The following is a 23,920-nucleotide window of genomic DNA, read 5'->3' on the forward strand; positions in this document are numbered from 1 at the left end:
AGGCGATCGACCGATCGGGCCTTGGCCCGGCGCCCGCATGCAATGCCATGTTGCAGGGCGGGCGCCCAACATATTCCATTACAAATCCGCACCCGGGGCGGGCCGGCATGAGCGCGCCGGCGGGCTCCGAGGGTGCGCGCATCCTCGTCGTGGACGACGATCCCGAAATCCGCGAGCTGCTGTGCGATTACCTGCGGGCGGCCGGCCTGCGGCCCGCGGCGGTGGCCGAGGGCGAAGCGATGTGGCAGTGGCTGGCACGTCACACGGCCGACCTGGTGGTGCTCGACCTGATGCTGCCCGGCACCGACGGCCTGGCGCTGTGCCGCGCCCTGCGCGAGCGCACGCACATCCCGGTGGTCATGCTCACGGCGCGCGGTGCGTTGCTGGACCGCATCCTGGGCCTGGAGATGGGCGCCGACGACTATTTGCCCAAGCCCTTCGATCCGCGCGAGCTGCTGGCGCGCATCAACGTGGTGCTGCGCCGCGCGCGCCAGGTGCCCGCGCACCTGCACGAGCCCGAAATGGCGGCCAGGCTGCGCTTCGCCGGCTGGTGCCTGGATGCGCGCGAGCGCCAGCTGGTGTCGCCTGCCGGCGTGGTGGTGGCGCTGGCGCAGTCGGACTTCCGGGTGATGCAGGCGCTCGCGCAGAACCCCCGCCGCACGCTCAGCCGCGACTATCTGGCCGAGCATGCCTTCGGCAAGGAGCGCTCGGCGCTCGACCGCGCCGTGGACGTGTGCGTGAGCCGCCTGCGCCAGCACCTGGAGGACGACCCGCGCCAGGCGCGCCTGATCCGCACCGTGCGCAACGCGGGCTACCAGCTGGCCTGCGACGTGGCGGCGCAGCCGCAGCCATGAGCGGCGGCCCCGGCAGCCCTGGCCATCGCGGCGTGGCCACCCCGCCATCCCCACCGGAAGCGGGCCGGTTGCGCCGCCTGTGGCAGCGCCTGGTCCGCGCACTCTGGCCGCAGACGCTCACCGGGCGCATCGTCGCGATCCTGGTGGCAGGCATGTTGGCCGCCCAGGCGCTCACCGGCACCATCTGGTGGGACATGCGGCGCGGCCAGCTGCTGGAGGTACCGTTGCGCGTGGTGGCAGCGCGCGCGGCCGATGCGTTCATGCTGCTGGCGTCGCTGCCCCCGGAAGCGCGCGGGGCGGCGGCACGCACGCTGGCTTCGGTGGACTACGGGATCTCGCTGGTCGATGACGGGGACGCTGCCCTGCTGGCCGCCGCACAGGTGCCGCCGGACGCCGTCCCCGACGCCACCGCGCGCCGGATGGTGGCCGACGTGCTGGACCGGCGGGCGGGTGCGCCGGTGCCGCTGCGCCTGTTGTCGGTGGAACTGCGCGGCGACGGCGGGCAGGGCACCGGCACCGGCGCGCTGCTGACGGCGCGCGAGCCCGAGGCGCACGTGCACCTGCTGCTCGGCCTGGGCGCCGGCCAGTGGCTGCAGGTGCGGGCGCGCGAAGGCGAATCGGGCTACGCCGTGCGGCCTTACTCGGCGCTGGCGGACTACGTGCTGCGCATCTACCTGCTGCGCATCGCGGTGGTGGTGGCCGTGGCGCTGGTGGCCGTGCGCATCGCCATGCGGCCGCTGGCACGCATGGCCCGCGCGGCCGACGCGCTGGGGTGCGATCTGCAAAACCCGCCGCTCGACACCAGCGGTCCGCGCGAAGTGCGCCAGGCCGCGCAGGCCTTCAACGCCATGCAGCGGCGCATCGCAGACGGCGTGGCCGAGCGCACTCGCTTCCTGGCCGCCGTCTCGCACGATCTGCGCTCACCGATCACGCGGCTGCGCCTGCGCACCGAGATGCTGGAGCCCGACGCCCTGCGCGCGAAGTTCCGCGCCGATCTGCAGGAGATGGAAAGCATGGTGGCCGCCACGCTCGACGTGCTGCGCGGCGCCGACACCCAGGGCCCGCTCCAGAGCGTGGACATCGATGCCCTGGTGGGCAGCCTGGTGCAGGATCTGCACGAATCCACGGGGCAGGCCATCCCGGTGCATGGCACGGCGCATGCGCCGTTGGCGGGCTATGCGCAGAGCCTGCGCCGCTGCCTGCAGAACCTGCTGGAGAACGCCTTGCGCTACGCCGGCAGCGCCCAGGTGCAGATCGAGGACACGCCCCGGGTGCTCACCATCACCGTGCGCGACGGCGGCCCGGGCATAGCCCCCGCGCACCTGCCGCACGTGCTGGAGCCTTTCTACCGCGCGGAGGGGTCGCGCAATGCGGCGTCGGGCGGGTTCGGCCTCGGCCTGTCGATCGCCGACATGGTGGCGCGCGCCCATGGCGGGCGGCTGGAGCTGGCCAACCGGCCCGAAGGCGGACTGGACGCGCGCCTCGTCCTGCCCCGGACGGCATCCGCCGCGGGCGACGGCCGGGCCCCCGGGGGCTCCACCGAAGCGCTGTAACCGGTTTTCATGCAAAATTGAAACCCGATTACATTCCGTTCGCCCATTCCTACAGGAGACCACCCCCATGCGCATCCGCCGAGCCACCAAGATCGTCGCCACCCTGGGGCCCGCGTCGAGCGATCCGGTCCTGCTGGAGCGCATGATCGCCATGGGCGTGAACGTGGTACGGCTCAACTTCAGCCACGGCACTGCGCAGGACCACATCGACCGGGCAGAGAAGGTGCGGGCCGCGGCCCAGCGTGCCGGCCGCGAAGTCGCGATCATGGCGGACCTGCAGGGCCCCAAGATCCGCGTGGGCAGGTTCGCCGAGGGCAAGGTGTGGCTGGAGCCCGGCGCGGCCTTCGTGCTCGATGCGTCGCGTACCGAGCTGGGCGACGGGGCCGGCGTGGGCCTGGACTACAAGGAACTGCCGCGCGACGTGAAGCCCGGCGACATCCTGCTGCTCAATGACGGGCTCATCGTGCTGAACGTGAACGCGGTGCGCGGCGAACAGGTCCACACCACCGTGCGGGTGGGCGGTGAGCTGTCGAACAACAAGGGCATCAACAAGCAGGGCGGGGGCCTCACGGCGCCGGCCCTCACGGCCAAGGACATGGAGGACATCAAGACCGCCATGAGCTTCCAGGCCGACTACGTGGCCGTCAGCTTCCCCAAGAACGCCACCGACATGGAAATGGCGCGCCAGCTCTGCAACGTGGCCGCCGCCGAGTTCCGCCACAAGCCGGGCCTGATCGCGAAGATCGAACGTGCCGAGGCCGTGCCGAGGCTGGAAGAGATCCTGCGCGTGTCCGACGGCATCATGGTGGCCCGCGGCGACCTGGCCGTGGAGGTGGGCAATGCCGCCGTGCCCGCGCTGCAGAAGAAGATGATCCGCATGGCGCGCGACATGGACAAGGTCGTCATCACCGCCACGCAGATGATGGAGAGCATGATCACCAACCCGGTGCCCACGCGTGCCGAGGTGAGCGACGTGGCCAACGCGGTGCTCGACGGCACCGACGCCGTGATGCTCAGCGCCGAGACGGCGGCCGGCCGCTATCCGCTGGAGACGGTGGAGGAAATGGCCAAGATCTGCGCCGCCGCCGAGGCCGCGGAGGACCCCGAGCGCGATTCGGATTTCACGGGCCAGACGCTGGGGCGCATCGACCAGTCCATCGCCATGGGGGCGCTCTTCACCGCCCACCACCTGGGCGCCAAGGCCCTCGTGGCCCTGACGGACAGCGGTTCCACGGCGCTCTGGATGAGCCGCCACCGCATCCACATCCCGATCTACGCGCTCACGCCCAAGGTCGCCACGCAGCGCAAGATGGCCATGTACCGCAACGTGCGGCCCCTGCTCATGGATACCAGCGTGGACCGCGACACCGCGCTGGAGCAGGCCGAGAGCCACCTCAAGAGCCGCAACATCGTGCAGCAGGGCGACCTCTACGTGATCACCTGCGGAGAGCCGATGGGCGCACCCGGCGGAACCAATATGCTGAAGATCTGCCGCGCCGGCTGATCCAGGTCCGCAGCACCTGGCGGGCCAGCCATGCGCTGGCCAGGCCCACCAGGGCGCCGGCGACCACGTCCGAGGGCATGTGCACGCCCAGGCAGACGCGGCTCCAGGCCACCGCGGTGGCGGTGGCGTAGGCCAGCCAGCGCCAGGCCGGACGCGTTCCGCGGCCCAGGCCCGCCATCAGCCCGCGCACCAGGGCGAATGCCGCCGCCGCGTGCATGCTGGGGAAACCCGCGCGCGCGCCCTGCTCGATCCACTGCATGCCCAGCCCCAGTTCGGCCGGGCGCGGAATCGGCACCAGGGACCGGAAGCCGCGCACGGTGCACCAGGCGATCAGCATCGAGAGCAGCGCCATGACGACGGCCCGCCGCGTGGAAGGCAGCCCCCGCGCGAGTTCGAGCAGCAGCATCAGTCCCGCGAACACCGGCAGGTCCTGCGATAGCCAGCGGGCCGTGGCGATGACGGCCTGCGGAGTCGCGGGGGTCGCGTTCAGGGCCAGGAAGAGCGGGACATCAAAGAGGGACATGGGGCGCGGTGCTTTCCGTGGGCAGGAGGCTGTCGGGCTGCGGGTGGAGGCGGCGCAGCGCCGCCATGGCCAGGTCGCAGGCCCATCCCGTGGTCCAGCACAGCCAGCCGGTCCACAGCGTGTGGCTCATGAAATGCGCGCCACGCGCCTGCTGCGCGAAGCCCAGCACGAAGCCCGCGGCGAGCGATGCGGCCAGCCACCACCGCGCGGCGCGCGGCAGGTGGCGGCGCAGCACGAAATAGCCGCCCAGGAAGGCAAAGCCGGCCGCGGCGTGGCCCGCGGGAAAGCAATGGCCACTGCCGCCGTCGAAGAGCCCGTGCGACCAGTGCGACACATACCGCGCCACGCCGCCGAACTCGGCCAGGTCCCAGGGGCAGCTGGTGGCGCTCGCCCGCTTGAATACCGCGATCACCGCCAGGGCGAGCAGTGCGCTGACCGCCATCTGCAGCCGGCCGGCGGTGGGCACCCGGCGCAGCCAGCCCACGGGCCACCAGACCGTCGCGGCCAGCAGCACCATGATTACCCAGCCCGCGCGCCGCGCACCCTCGTGCATCACCGAGACGAAGACCCAGTCGTCGCGCAGGGGAAACCCTCCGGCATTGCCGAAGACATGCGCCAGCGCCATGTCGAACGGCGTGGCGTCCCAGGCGGCCAGCAGGCACAGGCTGGCCAGTGTCCAGAAGAAAGGCGAGGCCGCGAACCGGACCGGGGTGGAGCCGGTCCGCGGGGCCATGGCCGGCAGGGAGTCGGCGGAAGTCGTTGGATGCATGGGCCGCGACGTTAGGGGGCTCCCATTAACGCCGTCTTAATAACCCCGCGCCCCGGTCGGCCGCGGTGTCCCGGGGGCGCCACAATGGCGGCATGAGAATCCTCGTAGTCGAAGACGATGCCGGCATCGCCGCCGGCCTGCGGAACAATCTGCAGCAGAGAGGCTATGCCGTGGACATCTGCAGCAGCGTGGCCGCAGCCTGGAGCGCGCTGCGGTTCGAGCGGTTCGACGCCGTGCTGCTGGACCTCGGGCTGCCCGACGGCGATGGCGGGGAACTGCTCACCCGCCTGCGCGGCGCCCCCGAGGCGCCGCCGGGCGCCCAGCCGCTGCGGTTGCCGGATCCGGCCACCCCGGTGCTGATCCTCACGGCGCGCGACCAGGTCCACCAGCGCATCGCGGGCCTGGACCAGGGCGCGGACGACTACCTCGCCAAGCCCTTCGACGTGGATGAACTGGAGGCCCGCCTGCGGGCCCTGCTGCGCCGCGCCGCCGGCCGGGCCTCCCCGGTGATCCGCGTGCACGACATCGAACTGGATCCGGCGGCACGCACCGTGCGGCGCGCCGGCCAGCTGGTGGAGATGTCGCCCCGCGAGTTCTCCGTGCTGCTCGTGCTGCTCGACGCCCGCGGGCGCGTGCTGTCGCGCCAGCAGATCGAAGAGCGCCTCTACAACTGGCAGAGCGGAGTGGAAAGCAACGCCATCGAGGTCCACATCCACCACCTGCGCAAGAAGCTCGGCAGCGAGCGCATCCAGACCATGCGCGGCGTCGGCTATTTCGTACCCTGGGAGTGACGACATCCATGGCTGCCGCGACACTGGCTTCCGCCCATATTCCCTCGCTCACCCGTCGCTTGCTGCTCTGGACGCTGGGCGTGCTCCTGGTGGTGTGGGCCACCTTCGTCGGCATGGCCTATCTCACGGGCATCGAGGAAGCCGACGAACTGACCGACGGCCACCTGGCCAGCGTGGCGGCCCTGCTGCTCAACCTGCGGCCCGGCGAGACGGTCACGCCCGAAGAGGCCACGCGGCGCGCGCCGACGCCGTGGCTGCGGGCGCACGACTACCAGCAATCGCTCAATGTGGTGCAGTGGGACGCTTCCGGCCGCCTCCTCTCGCACAGCGGCGACGCCCCGCTGCCGCCTTTCGACGTCCCCGAAGGGTTCGCCACCCTGCACCTGGGCAAGCAATCCACGCCGTGGCGCAGTTTCTCCCAGTGGGACGGCACGCGCTCGCGCAAGGTGGCCGTGCTGCTCGACCTGGAAGAGCGCGACGATCTCGCCGAAGACATCGCCGCGCAGATGGTGCAGCCCGGCCTGTGGCTGCTGCCCGTCGTGATGCTCGTGCTGGGTTTCGCGGTGCGGCGCGGCCTGCGGCCGCTCTACACCCTGTCGGAGGACGTGGCGGCGCTGGACGTGGCCGGCGCCGGGCGCCTGCCCACCGGAGGCACGCTGCGCGAATTCGAATCCGTGGTGGCTTCCATCAACACGCTGCTCGACCGGCAGCAGGCCGCGCTTGTGCGGGAGCGCCGCCTGGCCAACGAAGTGGCGCACGAGTTGCGCACGCCCCTGTCGTCCATCGTGCTGCAGGCCCGTGCGCTGGACGGCGGCCTGGAAGGCCCGGCCCAGGCCGAGGCGCTGGCCCGCATCGGCCAGGACGCGCTGCGCGCCGGCCATGTGCTCAACCAGCTGCTCGCCCTGGCCCGGGCCAGCCGCACCCGGCTGCATGAGCTGGAGGCCGAGGTCGATCTGGCGGAACTGGCGCGCAGCGTGGCCGCGGATTACGCCCAGGCGGCCTGGCAGCACGGATCCGCCCTGGGCGTGGCCGCGGACGGCCCCGTGGCGGTGCGCGGCAATGCCGTCCTGCTGGAGATGGCGGTGCGCAACCTCGTGGAGAACGCGCTGCGCCACACGCCCGCCGGGACGCGGGTGGAGATCCAGGCCGGCGCCGCGGGCAGTGGCGGAGCGTGGCTGCAGGTGTGCGACGACGGCCGGCGCGCGCTGCCGGGCGGGCCGGAGGGGCAGGCCGCGCGGGCGCCGGTGGACAGCCTGCACCTCGGGCACGAAATCATCTTCCGGGTGGCCGAGGCGCACGGAGGGCGTTTCGGCGAGGAGCCCGCGCCCGCGCCTTTCACCACGTGTTACCGGGTGGAACTGCGGACTGCCCCGGGGGCGGGGACCCCCGGCTAAAATGTGCCGGTTACGAAGCGGTTACCGCCGCCGGGCGCCACCGACAATGCACCGGCCCCGCCCGTGTCCTGCACACGGTCCGGGCGCTCCATCCCCACCCTTGAATGGAACCACCCCATGCCACTCGTCTCGATGCGCGAAATGCTCGACCATGCCGCTGAAAACCTCTACGGCATTCCCGCCTTCAACGTCAACAACCTGGAGCAGGTGCAGGCGGTGATGTCGGCGGCCGACGAGGTCGGTGCCCCGGTGATCCTCCAGGCAAGCGCCGGGGCCCGCAAATATGCTGGCGAGCCCTTCATCAAGCACCTCATCCAGGCCGCCGCCGAGATGTATCCCCACATCCCCCTGGTGATGCACCAGGACCACGGCACCAGCCCCGAGGTGTGCCAGGGCGCGCTGAACCTGGGCTTCGGCTCGGTGATGATGGACGGCTCCCTGATGTCCGACGGCAAGACGCCGTCCTCGTTCGACTACAACGTCGATGTCACGCAGAAGGTCGTGGCCATGGCCCACAAGGTCGGCGCGACGGTGGAAGGCGAACTGGGCTGCCTCGGCAACCTGGAAACCGGCGATGCCGGCGAGGAAGACGGCATCGGCGCCGAGGGCAAGCTGGACCACAGCCAGATGCTGACCGATCCCGAAGAGGCCGCCCAGTTCGTGAAGGCCACCCAGCTCGACGCGCTGGCCATCGCCATCGGCACCAGCCACGGCGCCTACAAGTTCAGCCGCCCGCCCACGGGCGACATCCTGGCCATCAGCCGGGTCAAGGAAATCCACGCCCGCATCCCCAACACCCACCTGGTGATGCACGGCTCGTCCTCCGTGCCGCAGGAACTGCTGGCCATCATCAACCAGTACGGCGGCAAGATGAAGGAAACCTACGGCGTGCCCGTGAAGGAAATCCAGGAAGCCATCAAGTACGGCGTGCGCAAGATCAACATCGACACCGACATCCGCCTGGCGATGACCGGCGCCGTGCGCAAGTTCCTCGCCGAGAATCCCGACAAGTTCGACGCCCGCGAGTGGCTCAAGCCCGCCCGCGAAGCTGCCAAGCAGATCTGCAAGCAGCGCTACATCGAGTTCGGCTGCGAGGGCCAGGCTGCGAAGATCAAGGGCCGCACCCTGCAGGCGATGGCCGGCCTGTACGCCTCCGGCGCGCTGGCACAGGTGGTGAACTGACGCACCGGGAGCGGCGCGGCGGGTTCGGGTTAAGCTCGGACCCCGCCTTCCGGCCGGGCCGCGTCCTTCGCCGCCGACCGCCCGGATGTCCGCGGGGTTCTTCCGCATTCCTTTCGAGGCGCCCAGTTCCGTGAAAAAGCCGCCCCTGTCGTTCCTGCCCGCGCGCGCGGGCCTGTACCTTCCACTTGCCGGTGCCGTCCTGCTGTCCCTCGCGGCCTGCGCTCCGGTGCAGCCGTCGCTGCCGCACGTCGGCCGGGCCCAGGTCGAACTGCCCCCGGGCGACTGGGAGGTGCTGCAGCGCGGCAAGCAGACGGTCGTGGACGTGCTGCCCGACGACACGGCCGACGACCTGCCGATGGAGACCTCCGTCATGGGCCTGCGCGGCCCTGGCAAGGACCGTCCGCTCCTGGCCCTGGTCTTCGTGCAGACCAACGCCACCAACTACCCGCGCGACACCACGCTGTGGACGCTGCCCTGCCCGCAGCAGGACGGCGTGTTCGTGGAGGACCGCACCCGCGGCAGCCCGGCCCGTGCCGACTGCCTGCGCTACCGCCGTCGCGCAGATACGGGCAACTACCTTGCGCTCAGCCGCCCCGGCGTGTCCCGATGGATGGCGGAGCAGCGCCTGGCCCCCGGCGTGCCCTATTCGCACGTGATGTACCGCTACGCGAACAACGGCGGCGGTTTCATCTCGGTGGACGTGGTCGCGGCCCAGAGCCTGCTGCGGCCCGTCACCCACACCAATGATGAGTTCCTCCTGGCCGGGCGGCCCGCGTTCCGCTGGAGCGAGAAGCTCGCCGACGCGGCGCGCCTGAGCGTGTCGATGATGGATGGACGGATGGTCTTTCCGCCGTTCCCCATTCCGCCCGAGGTTCCTCCCGCCATTCCCCCCGCGCGGTGACGGCCGGGTGGTCCCGCGCCTCCGCTCCTGCGGAGCGGGCGCTAGGGTAAGCCCAGACACGCACCCGGGGCCGGTACCCCGAGAATGCGGGTTTCTTTGTAACAGCAGGTTCTGGAGACATACAGCATGAACGACCGTCCGTGGCTTGCCGCGTATCCTGAAGGGGTGCCGGCCGACATCGACCCGGCGCAGTACCCGTCGCTCGTCGCCCTGATGGAGGAGGCCTTCCGGCAGCACGCGGACCGCACGGCCTACAGTTTCATGGGCAAGGACATCAGCTTCGCCGAGACCGAGGTGCAAAGTCGCCACTTGGCCGCCTACCTGCAGGGCCTGGGCCTCGCCCGCGGCGACCGCGTGGCGGTCATGATGCCCAACGTGCCGCAGTACCCGGTCGCCGTCGCGGCCATCCTGCGCGCCGGGTTCGTGGCCGTGAACGTGAACCCGCTCTACACGCCGCGCGAACTCGAGCACCAGCTCAAGGACTCGGGCGCGAAGGCGATCATCATCATCGAGAACTTCGCCGCGACGCTGCAGGCCTGCATCGGCGCGACGCAGGTGCAGCACGTGGTGCTGTGCGCCATGGGCGACCAGCTGGGCCTGCTCAAGGGGCTGGTCGTGAACTACGTGGTCCGCAAGGTCAAGAAGCTGGTGCCGGCCTTCTCGCTGCCGGGCGCCGTGCGCTTCAACGACGCGGTCGCCAAGGGCGCGCGCGGCACCCTGCAGAAGCCCGACCTGCGGCCCGACGACGTCGCGCTGCTGCAGTACACCGGCGGCACCACCGGGGTGTCGAAGGGCGCCGTGCTGCTGCACCGCAACCTGATCGCCAACGTGCTGCAGTCGGAGGCCTGGAACGAGCCCGCGATGCGCAAGATCCCGGCGGGCGTGCAGCCCGCGAGCGTCTGCGCGCTGCCGCTCTACCATATCTTCGCGTTCACCGCGAACATGATGCTGGCCATGCGCACCGGCGCCAAGACTATCCTGATCCCCAACCCGCGCGACCTCGCCGCGGTGCTCAAGGAACTCTCCAAACACACCTTCCACAGCTTCCCGGCCGTGAACACGCTCTTCAACGGCCTGGCCAACCACCCGGACTTCAACACGGTGGACTGGAAGAACCTCAAGGTGTCCGTCGGCGGCGGCATGGCCGTGCAGAGCGCGGTGGCGCGCCTGTGGCTCGAGAAGACCGGCTGCCCCATCTGCGAGGGCTACGGCCTGTCGGAGACCAGCCCCTCGGCGAGCTGCAATCCCGTCACCACGAAGGAATACACCGGCACCATCGGCGTGCCCATTCCCAGCACGCGCATGAAGCTCATCGACGACGAAGGCCGCACGGTGACCGAGCCCGGCCGCGCCGGCGAGATCGTCATCCACGGCCCGCAGGTCATGGCCGGCTACTGGCAGCGGCCCGACGAGACGGCCAAGGTCATGACCGAGGACGGCTACTTCAAGACCGGCGACATCGGCACCATGGACGAGCGCGGCTTCTTCAAGATCGTGGACCGCAAGAAGGACATGGTGCTGGTCAGCGGCTTCAACGTCTACCCGAACGAAGTGGAGGATGTGGTGGCCGCGCTGCCGGGCGTGATGGAATGCGCGGTGGTGGGCGTGCCCGACGAGAAGACCGGCGAGGCCGTGAAGCTCGTCATCGTCCGGAAGGACCCGGAGCTGACCGAAGCCCAGGTGCGCGAGTTCTGCAAGTCCAACCTCACCGGCTACAAGCAGCCGCGCCTGGTCGAGTTCCGCGAATCGCTGCCCAAGACGCCCGTGGGCAAGATCCTGCGCCGCGAACTGCGCGACAGCAAGAAGGCCTGACGGGCCATTCGCCCAGCGGCCGGCGGCGCAGTGCCGCCGGCTTTTTTGCCATGCCCCGAACCGCCATCCTCAGCGCCCTGCCCGAAGAGCAGGCCGGACTCTCCTCCGCCCTGCAGGCGCCTGAACGCGTCGTGCACGCCGGCAGGACGTTCTTCTGCGGCACGCTCGAAGGGCAGGACGTGGTGCTGGCCCTGTCCGGCATCGGCAAGGTGGCGGCGGCCACCACCGCCACGGCGCTCGTCGAACGCTTCGGCGCCGCGCGCATCGTGTTCACGGGCGTGGCGGGCGGCATGGGGGACGGCGTGCAGGTGGGCGACGTGGTGGTCGCGCACGACTACCTGCAGCACGACATGGACGCATCGCCCCTGTTCCCTCGCTGGGAACTGCCCGGCTACGGCCGCGCCCGGCTGGCGTGCGACCCGCATCTGGCCGGCCTGCTCTCGGCGGCGGTGGATGATTGCCTGCAGCATCCGGACCTGGGCACGCCGGCCGGCGACACGGAGGGCTCCGCGCGCGTACCCCGCCGCCACACCGGCCTCGTTGCCAGCGGTGACCTGTTCGTCTCCACCGCGACGGGCGCCAGGGCCTTGTGCGATGCCCTGCGCGCCGCGGACCACGACGTGCTGGCCGTCGAGATGGAAGGCGCCGCGGTCGCCCAGGTCTGCGCGGATTACCGTGTCCCCTTCGGCGCCATGCGCACCATCTCCGACCGCGCCGACGACACCGCCCACGTGGACTTCGCCCGCTTCGTGGAGACCGTGGCCGCGCGCTATGCGTACCGCATCACCCGCCGCTTGCTGCAAATGCTTTAAACAAGAGGAACCGGCTCCGCCGGGCCACTGGCGTCGTCCCCCTGGGGGGAAGGCGCGCAGCGCCTCAGGGGGGATTCACTTCAACCAGCCGCGCTTGCGGAAGTACCACATGGGCCCCACCGCGCTCGCCACCATCAGCGCGATGCCGTAGGCGTAGCCGTAGCTCCACTGCAGCTCCGGCATGAACTGGAAGTTCATCCCGTACACGCTCGCGATGAGCGTGGGCGGCAGCAGCGCGACGCTCGCCACCGAGAAGATCTTGATGATCTTGTTCTGGTTGATGTTGATGAAGCCGACCGTGGCGTCCATCAGGAAGTTGATCTTGTCGAAGAGGAACGCCGTGTGGTTGTCCAGCGACTCGATGTCGCGCAGGATCTGCCGCGCGTCCTCGAACTGCTCGGCGTTCAGCATCTTGCTGCGCATCATGAAGCTCACGGCGCGGCGCGTGTCCATCACGTTGCGGCGGATGCGGCCGTTCAGGTCCTCCTGGCGGGCGATGGCGGCCAGCACCTCGCCGGCGCGCGCATCCGTCACGTCGCCCGCCAGCACCTGGGTGCTCACTTCCTTCAACTCGTCGTAGATGCCCTCGAGCGTGTCGGCGGAGTATTCCGCGTCCAGGTCGAACAGCTTGAGCAGCACTTCCTTGGCATCCTCGATCAGGCCCGGGGCCCGGCGCGCGCGCATGCGCAGCAGCCGGAAGACGGGCAGGTCCTCGTCGTGGATGGAAAACAGCACGCCCTTGCTCTTGAGCGTGTCGTTGACCAGGTTGAGGATGAAGGCCACGCGCACCGAGCGCGGGTTGTCCTCGTCGTCGATCAGGAAGTCGCTGCGGATGTGCAGCTCGCCGTTGTCTTCCTCGTAGAAGCGGGCGGATTCCTCGATGTCCTCGTCCATCGCGTCCGCGGGGATCTGCAGCCCGTAGTGCTGCTTGATCCAGCGCTTTTCCTCGAGCGTGGGCGATTCCAGGTCCACCCAGATCGGCTGGAAGCGTGCGAGGTCTTCCAGGGATTCGATCTCTTCCTGGACGAGTCGGCCGTTGGCGAGCGTGAAGATGTTGAGCATGGGCTCGTTCCCGGTGGGTTGGCGCTGCGGCGCCGTTGGCGAAGGGGTGCGGGGGAGGTGCTTTCAACCCCCCGAAGGCCCTGGGCGTGCCGGGAGTTGAAAGCTACCGACTGGGGTAGGTTTCCACGGAGCTTTCTCCAAAAAGCAAGCTGCGAATTATCGCATTGCGCAAGAGTGGCCGTGTGACGGCCGTGTGTCAGATCGGGGCCGCGGGAGACGATGCCGCCCGCACGTGGGCGAGCGCCCGGCACAGGTCGGCCCAGGCGGCGGCCTTGGCTTCGGGCGCGCGCAGCAGATAGGCCGGGTCGTAGGTGACGACGGCGGGCGTGCCGTCCGGCAGCTGGTGCGCCGTGGCGCGCAGCCGGCCGAGCGGCTCGCGGCTGCCCAGCACGGCGCGGGCGGCCGGCAGGCCCAGCACCAGCACCATCGCCGGCCGCAGCGTGGCGATGGCGGCCTGCAGCGCCGCCGCGGCATCTTCCGGACCGTCCACCGGCCCGGGGGCGGCCCGTTCCACGGCGGAAAAATGCGTGCGCGGATGGCGGTGCAGCCGCATCGCGCGCAGCATGTTGTCCAGCAGCTTGCCGGTGTCCCCGGACAGCGGGGCCTCCGGCGACAGGCTTTCGCCGACCACGAGCCAGCCGCTGCCGAGTTCGGCGGGCGTGGCGGCGGGGTCTGCCTGCGGATAGAGGGGCAGCGGCGCATGGAGCCGCAGCACGGGCCCGGTGGCCTCCGGCATGCGCGCCCCGGCGGCGGGCGCTGCCGGGGGATGCGTCGCGGGGGCAGCGGGCCGCGGCGCGGCTGGCGTGGGTGCCTGCCGGACGTCTGCATCCCCGGCAGCAGGCGCGGCCTGGACTGCGGCTGCGCGGACCGGTGCGGCCGGCTGCGCAGCCGGAGCTGCCTCTACCGCAGCGGGTGCCACGGGGGAAGGCGCCCATACGGTGATGCCCATTTCGGCCAGCATGGCGCGCTGGCGGGCGTCGAGGTCGAGGCTCATAGGGGTCGGCTCATCACGATGGCGTCTTCGCGCCCCCCGTCCGCCGCGGGGTAGTAGCGCTTGCGTTCCCCCACGGTGCGGAAACCGTGGGCCAGGTAAATGTCGCGGGCGCGCTGGTTGCTCACGCGCACTTCCAGCCAGAGCCACTGGGCCCGCTGGCCACGCGCCCAGAGCACGAGCGCGTCGAGCAGCACGCGTGCCCAGCCCTGGCGCTGGTGGACGGGCGCGACGGTGAGGTTGAGCAGGTGGACTTCGTCCACGCCGCGCATGGCCACGAAATAGCCGATCAGCTCCCCGTTGCCGGCCACCAGCAGGGGCGCTTCGTAGCCTGCGGCCAGTGCGTCCGTGAAATTGCCGCGCGTCCAGGGGTGCGAATAGGCCTGCCGCTCGATCTCCAGCAACGCGTCCAGGCGTCCGGGCGTGAGCGGTTCGAAGCGGACTTCGTCCGGGTCAGGGAGATGGGCGCTCATGGCTGCGGGGATGCGCTAGCGCCCGGGGCGCTGGAGGGGTTGCCGGCAACGGATGCCGCTTCGCGGGCAGCGGCTCGCTCGGCCGTGGTTTGCGCCACCTTGTCGCGGACGTAGCGCGGCAGCGCGCCCGCAGCCGGCACCGCCTGGCCGGCGGCCAGCAGCCCGGGCGCCAGGCGCAACAGGGCTGCGGCCGTGGGCAGCGCGGCCACATGCGCCGAGACGGGTGTTCCGGGCGCGAGGCGCTCTCCGTAGGCGGCGCGGGCATTGCCGGCCACGGCATGGCCTTCCGGCACCTGCACGGCCTCCGGGGCGCAGAGGCCGAAGGCGTCGCCGTCCGTTCCCTGCCATCCTCCTCGCGCATGCCATGTGTAGCGTGCCGCATAGACCTCGTCCATCCGCGCGTCGAGCACTGCCACCACCTGCGTGCAGCCGTGGGCGGCGCGGGCTTCTTCGGCCACCGCGAGCAGGGTGTCCACCGGCAGCACCGGCACGCCCGCGCCGCCACGGGCGCCGAATGCCAGGCCCTGGGCCACGGCGCAGGCCGTGCGCAATCCGGTGAAGGAACCGGGCCCGCGGCCGAAAACGATGGCGTCCAGCGTGTCGAACGACAGTCCGGCCTCCGACAGCAGCTCCCGGATCGCCGGCAGCAGGCCGGCCGACGCATGGGCGCCGCCCGGGGCGCTGCGCTGCCAGAGGCGCGCCGGCCCACCGTCCGCCGCCGTCCGCTGGACGGCGATGGACAGGGTGTCGGTGCTGGTGTCGAAGGCGAGCAGGTGCATGGTGCGATGGGGGGCTGCGGACCCGCGGCAGCGGTGCCGGGCGGGTGGAGCGTGCAAGAGGGGGATTATCCGCGCTGCGCCCCGGGCGAGGGGCCGCCAGGGGGATCGCTAGACTTCCTGACCATGCCTGCACAGACCCTCTCTCCGCCCCGCCGACCTTCCTCTGCTCTCCGGGGCCGCCTGCTGGCCCTGGGGGCCTGCATGGCCTGCTGGAGCATTTTTGCGCTTCCGGCGCTCGCCCAGCCGCAGAAAGCCCCTCAGTCCGCCGCCGGGCGTCCCGCAGCAGCGGTCCGAGCGGCCGATACCGCGCTGCCGGCCGCGGTGGAGGCCGCCCTGCAGCGCGCCAGGGTGCCCGCCGATGCCGTTGCCTTCGTGGTGGCCGATGCCGACGGCCGCCAGCCGCCACGCCTGTCCTGGCGTGCGCAGGAGCCCATGAATCCGGCATCGGTGATGAAGCTCGTCACCACCTACGCCGCGCTGGAACTGCTGGGGCCGGCCTACACCTGGGACACCCCGGTCTATCTGGACGCCAGGCCGCAGGGCGGCAGCTTGCGCGGCAATGTGTACATCAAGGGCGTGGGCGACCCGCAACTGGTGATGGAGCGGCTCTGGCTGATGCTGCGGCGCCTGCAGGCACAGGGCGTGCAGGTCATCGTCGGCGACATCGTGCTCGATCGCTCCGCCTTCGACCTGCCGAGCCATGACGCCGGGCTGTTCGACGGCGAGCCGCTGCGCCCCTACAACGCCTCGCCGGATGCGCTGCTGGTCAACTTCAAATCCGTCACGCTGACCTTCGTGCCCGACGTGGCGGCCGGGCTGGCGCGCGTGGTGGCCGAGCCGCCGATGGCCGGCGCGCCCTGGCCCTCCACGGTGCCGCTCGCGGCGCCGGGCACGGAGTGCGGCGACTGGCGCGCGGCGCTGCGGCCGGAGGCGGTGGCAGGCGATGCCGCGGGCGGCGTCGCCTTCCAGGGTGTGTTCCCTGCGGCCTGTGGCGAGCGCGTCTGGTCCGTGGCGCCGCCCGAACCACAGGGCTTCGCGGCCCGTGCCGTGGAAGGCATGTGGCGCGAACTGGGCGGCAAGCTCACCGGCGGCGTGCGGGAGGGGCGGGTGCCGGCGGGGCTCGCGCCATCGTTCACCGTGTCGTCCCCGCCCCTGGCCGAAACGGTGCGTGCCATCAACAAATACAGCAACAACGTGATGACGCAGCAGCTCTTCCTGACCATCGCGCTGCAGAAGAACGGCACGGCCACCTTCGACGGCGCGCGCAACGCGGTGGCCCAGTGGTGGCGCCAGCGCGTGCCGGGGGCCGAACCGCCCGTGCTGGACAACGGCGCCGGCCTGAGCCGCGAAGCGCGCGTGAGCGCAGCGTCGCTCGCGCGCATGCTGCAGGCCGCATGGGCCTCGCCGGTCATGCCGGAACTGCTGTCTTCCCTGCCCATCGCTGGAACGGACGGCACCCTGCGTCGCTCCGCGATGGGCCGTGCTGCCCATGCCGCACACATCAAGACCGGCACGCTGCGCGACGCCTCCGCGCTCGCGGGCATCGTGCATGGAGCAGGGGGGCGACGCTACGTGGTCGTGGCGCTGGCCAACCATCCCAACGCCGCGGCGGCCCGCCCGGCCATGGAGGCGCTGGTGGACTGGGCCGCATCGGAACGCTGAACGCACCAAAGAAACTTAAATCCGCAGTGTGGAACGCGATAACATCCCTATTGTCGAGCCCGACCTCTTCGGTTACGCGCGGCGGTATTGGTAGTTCCCCTGCCCTCCAGGTGGGGGGCGCGGGATTACCATGGGTTCCGGCAAAGTGCACGATCGTGCTTTTTTTCCAATCCAGACGGAGCAAACGTGATCTCTAAAACCATCTACAACAGAGCGTCCTGGTCCGTGGTGGCCGCCGCATGCATGCTCGCGGCCTGTGGCGGCGGCGGTTCCGACACCACGCCGGCGGCCCGGGTGACGTCCGTGAAGGTCATGGGCGACAGCCTGGCCGACAGCGGCACCTTCGGCTTCAAGTTCACCGTGCAGGGCTCGGCAGCCACGGGTGCAGGTTCCTCGCAGATCTGGCCCGACCGCGTCGCGTCCAACTACAACCAGACGCTGTGTGCCCACTACCTCTTCAACGGCACCACCTTCAACACCAGCGCCAGCTGCACCAACTATGCGGTGGCCGGAGGCCGCATCAACAACGCCACGGCGCCCAATGCGCCCACCTCGATCCTCCAGCAGATCAAGGATGCCGGCTCGGCCGGGTTTTCCGATGGCGACCTCGTCCTGATCGACGGCGGCGGCAATGACGCCGCGGACATCATCGGCGCGTACCTGCGCGTGTCCCGTGACGGTGGCGCCGCCTACCGCACGCTGCTGCTCACGCAGCTTGATGCCGCCACCGTTTCCAGCGCCTTCGCGGGCGGCGCCGCCGGGCTCGCCCAGGCGGGCGGCCTGTACATGCAGGCAGTGGCCACGCAGTTCGCGGCCACCATCCGCTCCAACGTCCTGGACAAGGGCGCCAAGCGGGTCGCCGTGCTCAATGCGCCGGGCGTTACGCTCACGCCGCGCTTCCGCTTCGTGCTGGCCGGCATCTCGGCTGCCAATGGCTCCGCCGCGGCCACCCAGGCTGCCGCCGTGTTCGACGGCTGGGTGCACGCATTCAACGCCAAGCTCGGCGCCTCGCTGAGCGGCGACAGCCGCGTGACGGTGGTGGACTTCTACAGCAACTTCAAGGACCAGGCCGTCAATCCCGCGCAGTACCAGTTGACCAACGTCACCACCCCGGTGTGCCCCGTCACGGGCACGGACGACGACGGCCTGCCGGACTACGACTTCCCCACCTGCACCGCGGCCGCCCTCTCGGCCACCACCCCGCCTGCGGGTGCCACCGGCGGCGCCGACTGGTGGAAGAGCTACGGCTTCGCCGACAGCTTCCATCCCACCCCCTACGGACATCAGCTGATCGGTCAGCTGGTGGCACGTTCGCTCGCCCAGGCGGGCTGGCTCTGAAGCGGACAGGAGTATTCGCCATGGCTCGATTCCCCTCATCCCGCCGTTCCTCTGCCGCGCTGGCCGCCGGCGCACTGGCGCTGCTCGCCTGCTCCGGTGCGTCCGCGCAGGTCGCGGGCACCTGGAGCGTGCGCCTGGGTGCCACGCACATCTCGCCCCAGGTCAAGAGCGGCAACCTGTCCGCTCCCGCCTTCCCCAACACCCAGGTGGACGTGGGCTCGGACACCGCGTTCACGGGCGGCATCAATTACATGGTGACCGACAACTGGGCGGTGGACGTGCCGTTCGGCATGCCGTTCAAGCATGAATTCCGGGGTGCCGGGGCGATCGACGGCGTGGGCAAGGTCGGCGAGACCAAGGTGCTTCCCGCCACCGTGTTCGCGCAGTACCGCTTCGGCGAGGCGAAGTCCGCTTTCCGCCCCTACGTGGGGCTGGGCGTGACCTATGCCAAGTTCTTCAAGGAACGCACCACCGCCACGCTGAACGGCCTCACGGGCGGCACGCCTGCCAACCCCACCACGGCCTCCATCGACGACAAGTGGGGCATCACGCCGCAGATCGGCTTCGTCTGGAACATCAACGACAAGTGGTTCGTCGATGCGGCCTACTACAAGAGCTTCCTGAAGACCAAGACGCACCTGTCCAGCGGCCAGACCATCGACATCCGCCTGAATCCCAACGTCTTCGCCGTGGGCATCGGCTACCGGTTCTGAACCGCGAATCGATGGTGCATGAAAAAGCCGACCCTCGGGTCGGCTTTTTCCTTGGCGCCCCAATCACCAGCGGGCGCGCAGGCGGTCGTAGGCGTAGGTGCCGAACTGGCGGTGGGCGGACGGCGTCATGTAGATGCTGTCGGCGAACACGTAGCGGTTCTGGTCCGCGCCGCTCACCAGGGTGGACGCATTGCAGCGCAGGGAGCTCACCTGGCCCGTGCCGATGCCGATGTCGTTGCCCGAGGCGACCGATGTGCACACGGGGGTGTCGGTGTTGGTGAAGTTGTATCCGCTCGGGGAGCCGGTGAACAGGTTGCCGTAGTACTCCAGGTCCACGTAGAGCACGGTCTTGCCCAGGTCCTCGATGTTCACGAGCAGGGACTGGTTGAACCGCGTGCTCGCGGTGCTCAGCAGGCTCTGCTGGCCCAGAGCCACGGCCCAGGGGCTCTTGCCGAGGTCGTAGGTGCCGATCACCACGACATGCTTGGCGCCGGCGTTCGACAGGCGGCGCACCTGGGCGGCCAGATCGCTGCCGGCGGTGGCCGCTGCCGTGAGGAACTGGTCATTCGTCATCGTGCCGGCATTCACGGCCGTCATGCCGGCGACGAGGTCGCTGATGCCGCCGTTCATGAGCACGAGGTTGCTGTCGCCCAGCGTATTGGATGCCAGGAACGTGGTGATCTGCTGGGTGATGGAAGGCGCCGAGCCACCCGCGGCATCGGTGGAGGCCGTCACCCGGGCGTTGCCCTGGGCATAGGCCGTGCCGCCCGCCGAGGAGGGCCTGAGCGTGCCTCCGTAATTGTTGGCGATCTGCAGCGTCCAGTTGTTGGTGGAGCTGTCGTTCACGGTATAGAGGGCACCGTTCTGGCCGACGTCGGTGAAGGCATCGCCGAAGGTGATGATGCGATCGGGCGAGAGCGCCGACTCCGTGGTGCTGGAACCGCAGGCTGCCACGAGCGCCGCCGATGCACAGGCTGCGATCAGGAAGGAGCGGCGCATCCAATTTGCTGCCATATGTTGTTCTCCAGAAAAATTGAGCAAGAGTGTAACGACTGGCGCTGTAAGGCTTTGCAACCGGGCGTGTCGCCGAGGCGTCGCGGTGAATGCGGTTCAGGCGGCGGCAGCCCGCTGCAGGCGGTCCCGCACGCCTTCCCAGTCCGGTGTCTCCGGCGGTGTTTCCACCCAGATGAGTTTCACACCCGCGTCATCGAAGTCCCGCAGGGCCGCGAAAAGTTCCTGGGCCGCGGCCGCGGCGTCTTCCGGCATGCGGCGCAGCACCACTTCGGACGATGGCGAGCGAAGAGGGGCGCGCGCGTACACCGCCAGGTGGCGCGCGTCGGCACCGAGCAGCTCCAGCCCGGCCCGCAGGGCCTTGGCGTCCATGAGCCGTACCTTGGCGCTGGGCGCGTAGTGCGCTTCCAGCGTGCCGGATGCCCGGGGCGTGTGCGACGGCAGCTCTTCCTTCGAGAGGGGCGCGAGTCCGCAGGCCGCGGCGATCTCGGCGCGGGTGATCGCTCCCGGGCGCAGCAGCACCGGCACGCCGCGCGTGCAGTCGATGATGGTCGATTCGATGCCCACCGTGCACGGTCCTCCGTCGAGGACCAGCAAGCCGTCCCCGAACTCGCCTTGTACATGCTGCGCGGTGGTGGGGCTCACCCGGCCGAAGCGGTTGGCGCTGGGCGCCGCCACGCCATGCACCGGCTGGCCGCCCAGGGCCGGGTCGTCCGATGCGCAGGCCTTGAGCACGGCCTGAGCCACCGGGTGCGCCGGGCAGCGCAGGCCCACGCTGTCCTGGCCGCCGGCCGCCGCGGCGGCCCTGTCCGGCAGGCGCGGAAGAATCAATGTCAGGGGCCCGGGCCAGAAGGCCCGCACCAGGGCCTCGGCGAAGGCCGGAACGGACGCGGCGAAGTGCGGTATGCCTTCGGGTCCCGCCACGTGGACGATCAGCGGATGATCGCTCGGGCGGCCCTTGGCTTCGAAAATCTGCGCCACGGCCGCATCGCTGGCGGCATCCGCTGCCAGTCCGTACACGGTCTCCGTGGGCAGGCCCAGCAGTTTGCCGGCCCGCAGCGCCCGGGCTGCCGCATCGATGGAGGAGGGGAGCCGGCCGTCGAGGATCATGTCGGCGGGCCTCGGAACGCGGCGATGCCCAGCAGCGCGGCTGCCTGCAGCGCCGTGGCGCGCGCGGCTTCAGCGGTGGGCGCGGTGACGTTCAGGTGGCCCATCTTGCGGCCCGGCTTGGCCTCGGCCTTGCCGTACAGGTGCAGGTGCGTGCCCGGCAGTGCCAGCACGGCGGCCCAGTCGGGCGTGCTGGCCGCCGCCCCGCGGGCGAACCAGAGGTCGCCCAGCAGGTTCAGCATCACGGCGGCGCTGTGCTGGCGCGGCGGCACCAATGGCAGCCGGGCCATGGCGCGCACCTGCAGCTCGAATTGCGATACATCGCAGGCGTTCTGGCTGTAGTGGCCGCTGTTGTGGGGGCGCGGCGCGATCTCGTTGACCACCAGGGAGCCGTCTTCGAGGACGAAGAATTCCACGCACAGCACGCCCGTGTAGCCCAGCTCCTCAGCGACGGACCGGGCCGCCGCGACGGCCTGCCGTGCGACCGGCTCCGGCACGTTGCCTGCATGCACTTCGGTCACCGCCAGGATGCCGTCGCGGTGCAGGTTGCGCTGCACCGGCAGGTGGACACACGCGCCGTCATGGCCGCGCGCCACGATCACCGAGCACTCGAAGGCCAGCGGCAGGCGCTTTTCCAGCACGCAGGGTACTCGGCCCATTGCTTCCCACGCGGATGCGAGCTCCTCGCGGGTGGCCACCCTGGCCTGGCCCTTGCCGTCGTAGCCGAGGCGCGCGGTCTTGAGGATGCCCGGCAGGAGCGCCGCAGGGACGTCTTCCAGCTGCCCCTGCGTCTCAATCACGGCGTAGGGCGCGCACGGCACGCCGCACTGCACGAAATGCGCCTTCTCCCGCGCGCGGTCCTGGGCAATCGCCACGGCGTCGGCCGCGGGCGCCACGGGACGCTCGGCACCGAGCATGCGCAGCGCCTGCGCGGGCACGTTCTCGAACTCCGTGGTGACGGCATCCGACAGGGCGGCCAGGCGCGCCAGTCCGTCCGGATCCTCGTAGGCCGTCCGGATGTGGTGGTGGCTGATGCGGCCGGCAGGGCTTTCGGCGTCGGGGTCCAGGACCGCCGTGAAGTAGCCCATGGCCTGGGCGGCATGCGCGAACATGCGGCCCAGCTGGCCGCCGCCCAGCACGCCGAGGGTGGCGCCGGGAAGGATGGGGTGCTGCGTGGAGCCGGGCATCGTCATGCCGCTTCGGTCGGAAGCGCCATCGCGCGGGCCGCCGCGGTCTGCTCCTGGCGGAATGCCTCCAGCCGCTCGCGCAGGGCCGGGTTCTCGCTGGCCAGCAGGGCGACGGCGAAAAGCGCCGCGTTGGCGGCGCCGGCCGTGCCGATCGCGAAGGTGGCCACCGGAATCCCCTTGGGCATCTGCACGATGCTGTGCAGCGAATCGACGCCCTGCAGGTGCCGGCTGGCCACCGGCACGCCCAGCACGGGCACGGTGGTCTTGGCCGCCAGCATGCCCGGCAGGTGGGCCGCGCCCCCCGCGCCGGCGATGATCGCCTTCAGGCCACGCTGCGCCGCCGACTCGGCATAGGCGAACATGTCGTCGGGCATCCGGTGTGCCGAGACCACGCGTGCTTCGTGGGCGATGTCGAATTGCTGGAGAATCTGCACTGCGTGTTGCATGGTCTCCCAGTCGCTGCTGGAGCCCATGACCACGCCGATCTGGATGGGTTTCATGTGGAGTGGGGCTGCGCGCCGCGCGCACCCGCCTGAGTGGAACCCGGGATTTTACTTTTGGCGCGCCCCGCCTGCTGCACACAATGATCGACGTCACCGTAGAGAATTTCGAAGCCGAGGTCATCGCCGCCTCGATGGAAGTGCCCGTCCTGGTGGACTTCTGGGCCCCATGGTGCGGCCCCTGCAAGTCGCTCGGCCCCATCCTCGAGAAGCTGGAAACCGAGTACGCGGGCCGTTTCAAGCTCGTGAAGATCGATTCCGACCAGGAGCAGCAGATCGCCGGCATGTTCGGCATCCGCAGCATTCCCACCTGCGTGCTGGTGATGAACGGCCAGCCCGTGGACGGTTTCATGGGCGCGCAGCCCGAGGGACAGGTCCGCGCCTTCCTCGACAAGCACGTGCCCAGCGCCGATGAACTGCTGGCCGAGGCCGAGGAAGAGGCCGCCCAGGAGGCGCTCGAGGATGGCGACACCGACACTGCCCTCGAAAAGCTCCAGCATGCCGTCGCCACCGACCCCGCGAACGACGACGCGCGCTTCGACTACGTGAAGCTGCTGCTGCAGCTCGGACGCGTGGACGACGCCAAGGTCGCCTTCGCGCCCGTCATCGCCAAGGCCGCCGGCTCGCGCCGGCTCGGCGCGCTCAAGGTGTGGATGGACGCGATCGACGCCGCCGAAGGCGCCCCGGACGCCGCCGCCGCGGAAGCCGCTTTCGCGCAGAGGATCAGCGCCAACAAGCGGGACTTCGACGCGCGCTTCGAACGCGCCCGGTGGCTCATCGCCCGGCAGCGCTGGACGGACGCCATGGACGAACTGCTGGAAATCCTCATGCGCGACAAGGCCTGGAACGACGAGGCTGCGCGCAAGACCTACGTCGCCGTCCTCGAGATCATCGAGCCCCCCCGCGTGAAGGTCGCAGAAGGGCAGATCCCCCCGGAGGATCCGGTCGTGGCCACCTACCGGCGCCGCCTCTCCAGCGTGGTGCTGAGCTGATGTGACGGGC

General features: G+C 70.4%; 23 protein-coding genes. 13 read left to right on the forward strand and 10 right to left on the reverse strand.

The window, feature by feature from the left end; all coding sequences use genetic code 11:
• The first annotated feature begins 107 nt into the window (after nt 1-107).
• From T336_RS0108410 to pyk, 3 genes are all read left to right on the forward strand, one after another.
• Nucleotides 108-854 carry a response regulator gene (locus T336_RS0108410; RefSeq protein WP_026432208.1) on the forward strand — a complete coding sequence of 249 codons (747 nt, stop codon included), beginning with the start codon at nt 108-110 and terminating at the stop codon, nt 852-854.
• A complete protein-coding gene (locus tag T336_RS0108415) occupies nt 851-2,407 on the forward strand; it encodes an ATP-binding protein (RefSeq protein ID WP_026432209.1) in 1,557 nt (518 codons plus the stop codon). The genes T336_RS0108410 and T336_RS0108415 overlap by 4 nt, the downstream gene beginning before the upstream one ends.
• 67 nt (nt 2,408-2,474) lie before the next feature.
• Complete coding sequence (pyk, locus tag T336_RS0108420; RefSeq protein ID WP_019703798.1) at nt 2,475-3,911, forward strand: pyruvate kinase; 1,437 nt, start codon at nt 2,475-2,477, stop codon at nt 3,909-3,911.
• Here pyk and T336_RS0108425 read toward each other — a convergent pair.
• Together T336_RS0108425 and T336_RS0108430 are read right to left on the reverse strand one after the other, a co-directional pair.
• Nucleotides 3,844-4,434, reverse strand: coding sequence for a phosphatase PAP2 family protein (locus T336_RS0108425; protein ID WP_026432210.1), 591 nt, complete (start codon nt 4,432-4,434; stop codon nt 3,844-3,846). The genes pyk and T336_RS0108425 overlap by 68 nt on opposite strands.
• Nucleotides 4,421-5,167 (reverse strand): phosphatase PAP2 family protein, encoded by a 747-nt coding sequence (locus T336_RS0108430; protein WP_050858933.1) that lies wholly within the window; start codon nt 5,165-5,167, stop codon nt 4,421-4,423. Before T336_RS0108430 ends, T336_RS0108425 begins: the two co-directional genes overlap by 14 nt.
• 128 nt (nt 5,168-5,295) lie before the next feature.
• Here T336_RS0108430 and T336_RS0108435 point away from each other — a divergent pair, with 128 nt between their 5' ends.
• The 6 genes from T336_RS0108435 to T336_RS0108460 all read left to right on the forward strand — a co-directional run bounded on the left by T336_RS0108435 (nt 5,296) and on the right by T336_RS0108460 (nt 12,095).
• The gene (locus tag T336_RS0108435) at nt 5,296-5,994 is read left to right on the forward strand and encodes a response regulator (RefSeq protein ID WP_026432211.1); all 699 of its coding nucleotides are present in this window, start codon (nt 5,296-5,298) and stop codon (nt 5,992-5,994) included.
• Nucleotides 5,995-6,002: 8 nt separating this feature from the next.
• Entirely contained in the window at nt 6,003-7,388 is a 1,386-nt protein-coding gene (locus tag T336_RS0108440) for a histidine kinase dimerization/phospho-acceptor domain-containing protein (RefSeq protein WP_026432212.1), read from the forward strand.
• Between the two features lie 117 nt (nt 7,389-7,505).
• The gene (gene fba, locus T336_RS0108445) at nt 7,506-8,570 is read left to right on the forward strand and encodes a class II fructose-bisphosphate aldolase (RefSeq protein WP_026432213.1); all 1,065 of its coding nucleotides are present in this window, start codon (nt 7,506-7,508) and stop codon (nt 8,568-8,570) included.
• Nucleotides 8,571-8,700: 130 nt separating this feature from the next.
• Nucleotides 8,701-9,471 carry a hypothetical protein gene (locus T336_RS0108450; protein WP_231502233.1) on the forward strand — a complete coding sequence of 257 codons (771 nt, stop codon included), beginning with the start codon at nt 8,701-8,703 and terminating at the stop codon, nt 9,469-9,471.
• 126 nt (nt 9,472-9,597) lie between these two features.
• The gene (locus tag T336_RS0108455; RefSeq protein ID WP_026432215.1) at nt 9,598-11,283 is read left to right on the forward strand and encodes a long-chain-fatty-acid--CoA ligase; all 1,686 of its coding nucleotides are present in this window, start codon (nt 9,598-9,600) and stop codon (nt 11,281-11,283) included.
• Nucleotides 11,284-11,333: 50 nt separating this feature from the next.
• Nucleotides 11,334-12,095 (forward strand): 5'-methylthioadenosine/adenosylhomocysteine nucleosidase, encoded by a 762-nt coding sequence (locus tag T336_RS0108460; protein WP_026432216.1) that lies wholly within the window; start codon nt 11,334-11,336, stop codon nt 12,093-12,095.
• Nucleotides 12,096-12,170: 75 nt separating this feature from the next.
• Here the strand turns inward: T336_RS0108460 and corA are convergent, their stop codons facing one another.
• From corA to tsaB, 4 genes are all read right to left on the reverse strand, one after another.
• Nucleotides 12,171-13,157: a magnesium/cobalt transporter CorA gene (corA, locus tag T336_RS0108465; protein ID WP_013596840.1), complete on the reverse strand. Its 987-nt coding sequence runs from the start codon at nt 13,155-13,157 to the stop codon at nt 12,171-12,173.
• 196 nt (nt 13,158-13,353) lie between these two features.
• A complete protein-coding gene (locus T336_RS0108470) occupies nt 13,354-14,151 on the reverse strand; it encodes a uracil-DNA glycosylase family protein (RefSeq protein WP_026432217.1) in 798 nt (265 codons plus the stop codon).
• Nucleotides 14,148-14,621, reverse strand: coding sequence for a ribosomal protein S18-alanine N-acetyltransferase (gene rimI, locus T336_RS0108475; protein ID WP_019703789.1), 474 nt, complete (start codon nt 14,619-14,621; stop codon nt 14,148-14,150). The genes T336_RS0108470 and rimI overlap by 4 nt, the downstream gene beginning before the upstream one ends.
• A complete protein-coding gene (gene tsaB / locus T336_RS0108480; RefSeq protein ID WP_026432218.1) occupies nt 14,618-15,400 on the reverse strand; it encodes a tRNA (adenosine(37)-N6)-threonylcarbamoyltransferase complex dimerization subunit type 1 TsaB in 783 nt (260 codons plus the stop codon). Before tsaB ends, rimI begins: the two co-directional genes overlap by 4 nt.
• A gap of 201 nt (nt 15,401-15,601) precedes the next feature.
• Between tsaB and dacB the strand changes: the two genes are divergently transcribed.
• The 3 genes from dacB (at nt 15,602) to T336_RS0108495 (ending at nt 19,113) form a co-directional block, all read left to right on the forward strand.
• Nucleotides 15,602-17,062, forward strand: coding sequence for a D-alanyl-D-alanine carboxypeptidase/D-alanyl-D-alanine endopeptidase (gene dacB, locus T336_RS0108485; protein WP_026432219.1), 1,461 nt, complete (start codon nt 15,602-15,604; stop codon nt 17,060-17,062).
• A gap of 243 nt (nt 17,063-17,305) precedes the next feature.
• Nucleotides 17,306-18,400 (forward strand): SGNH/GDSL hydrolase family protein, encoded by a 1,095-nt coding sequence (locus tag T336_RS0108490; RefSeq protein WP_209435951.1) that lies wholly within the window; start codon nt 17,306-17,308, stop codon nt 18,398-18,400.
• 20 nt (nt 18,401-18,420) lie between these two features.
• The gene (locus T336_RS0108495) at nt 18,421-19,113 is read left to right on the forward strand and encodes an OmpW/AlkL family protein (protein ID WP_035225489.1); all 693 of its coding nucleotides are present in this window, start codon (nt 18,421-18,423) and stop codon (nt 19,111-19,113) included.
• A gap of 63 nt (nt 19,114-19,176) precedes the next feature.
• Here T336_RS0108495 and T336_RS0108500 read toward each other — a convergent pair whose 3' ends face one another.
• The 4 genes from T336_RS0108500 to purE form a co-directional block, all read right to left on the reverse strand.
• Nucleotides 19,177-20,127, reverse strand: a complete 951-nt coding sequence (locus tag T336_RS0108500; protein WP_019703784.1) for an SGNH/GDSL hydrolase family protein — start codon at nt 20,125-20,127, stop codon at nt 19,177-19,179.
• Between the two features lie 96 nt (nt 20,128-20,223).
• Nucleotides 20,224-21,234, reverse strand: a complete 1,011-nt coding sequence (locus T336_RS0108505) for an L-threonylcarbamoyladenylate synthase (protein ID WP_019703783.1) — start codon at nt 21,232-21,234, stop codon at nt 20,224-20,226.
• Nucleotides 21,231-22,424 carry a 5-(carboxyamino)imidazole ribonucleotide synthase gene (locus T336_RS0108510; protein ID WP_026432222.1) on the reverse strand — a complete coding sequence of 398 codons (1,194 nt, stop codon included), beginning with the start codon at nt 22,422-22,424 and terminating at the stop codon, nt 21,231-21,233. The genes T336_RS0108505 and T336_RS0108510 overlap by 4 nt, the downstream gene beginning before the upstream one ends.
• On the reverse strand, nt 22,421-22,918 hold the full coding sequence (gene purE, locus T336_RS0108515) for a 5-(carboxyamino)imidazole ribonucleotide mutase (protein WP_026432223.1): 498 nt from the start codon (nt 22,916-22,918) through the stop codon (nt 22,421-22,423). Before purE ends, T336_RS0108510 begins: the two co-directional genes overlap by 4 nt.
• 83 nt (nt 22,919-23,001) lie before the next feature.
• On the opposite strand from purE, the gene trxA reads away from it, so the two are divergent.
• Nucleotides 23,002-23,910 carry a thioredoxin gene (trxA, locus tag T336_RS0108520; protein WP_026432224.1) on the forward strand — a complete coding sequence of 303 codons (909 nt, stop codon included), beginning with the start codon at nt 23,002-23,004 and terminating at the stop codon, nt 23,908-23,910.
• Nucleotides 23,911-23,920: the final 10 nt, after the last annotated feature.

This window comes from Paracidovorax oryzae ATCC 19882, assembly GCF_000687165.1.
GTDB lineage: Bacteria > Pseudomonadota > Gammaproteobacteria > Burkholderiales > Burkholderiaceae_C > Paracidovorax > Paracidovorax oryzae.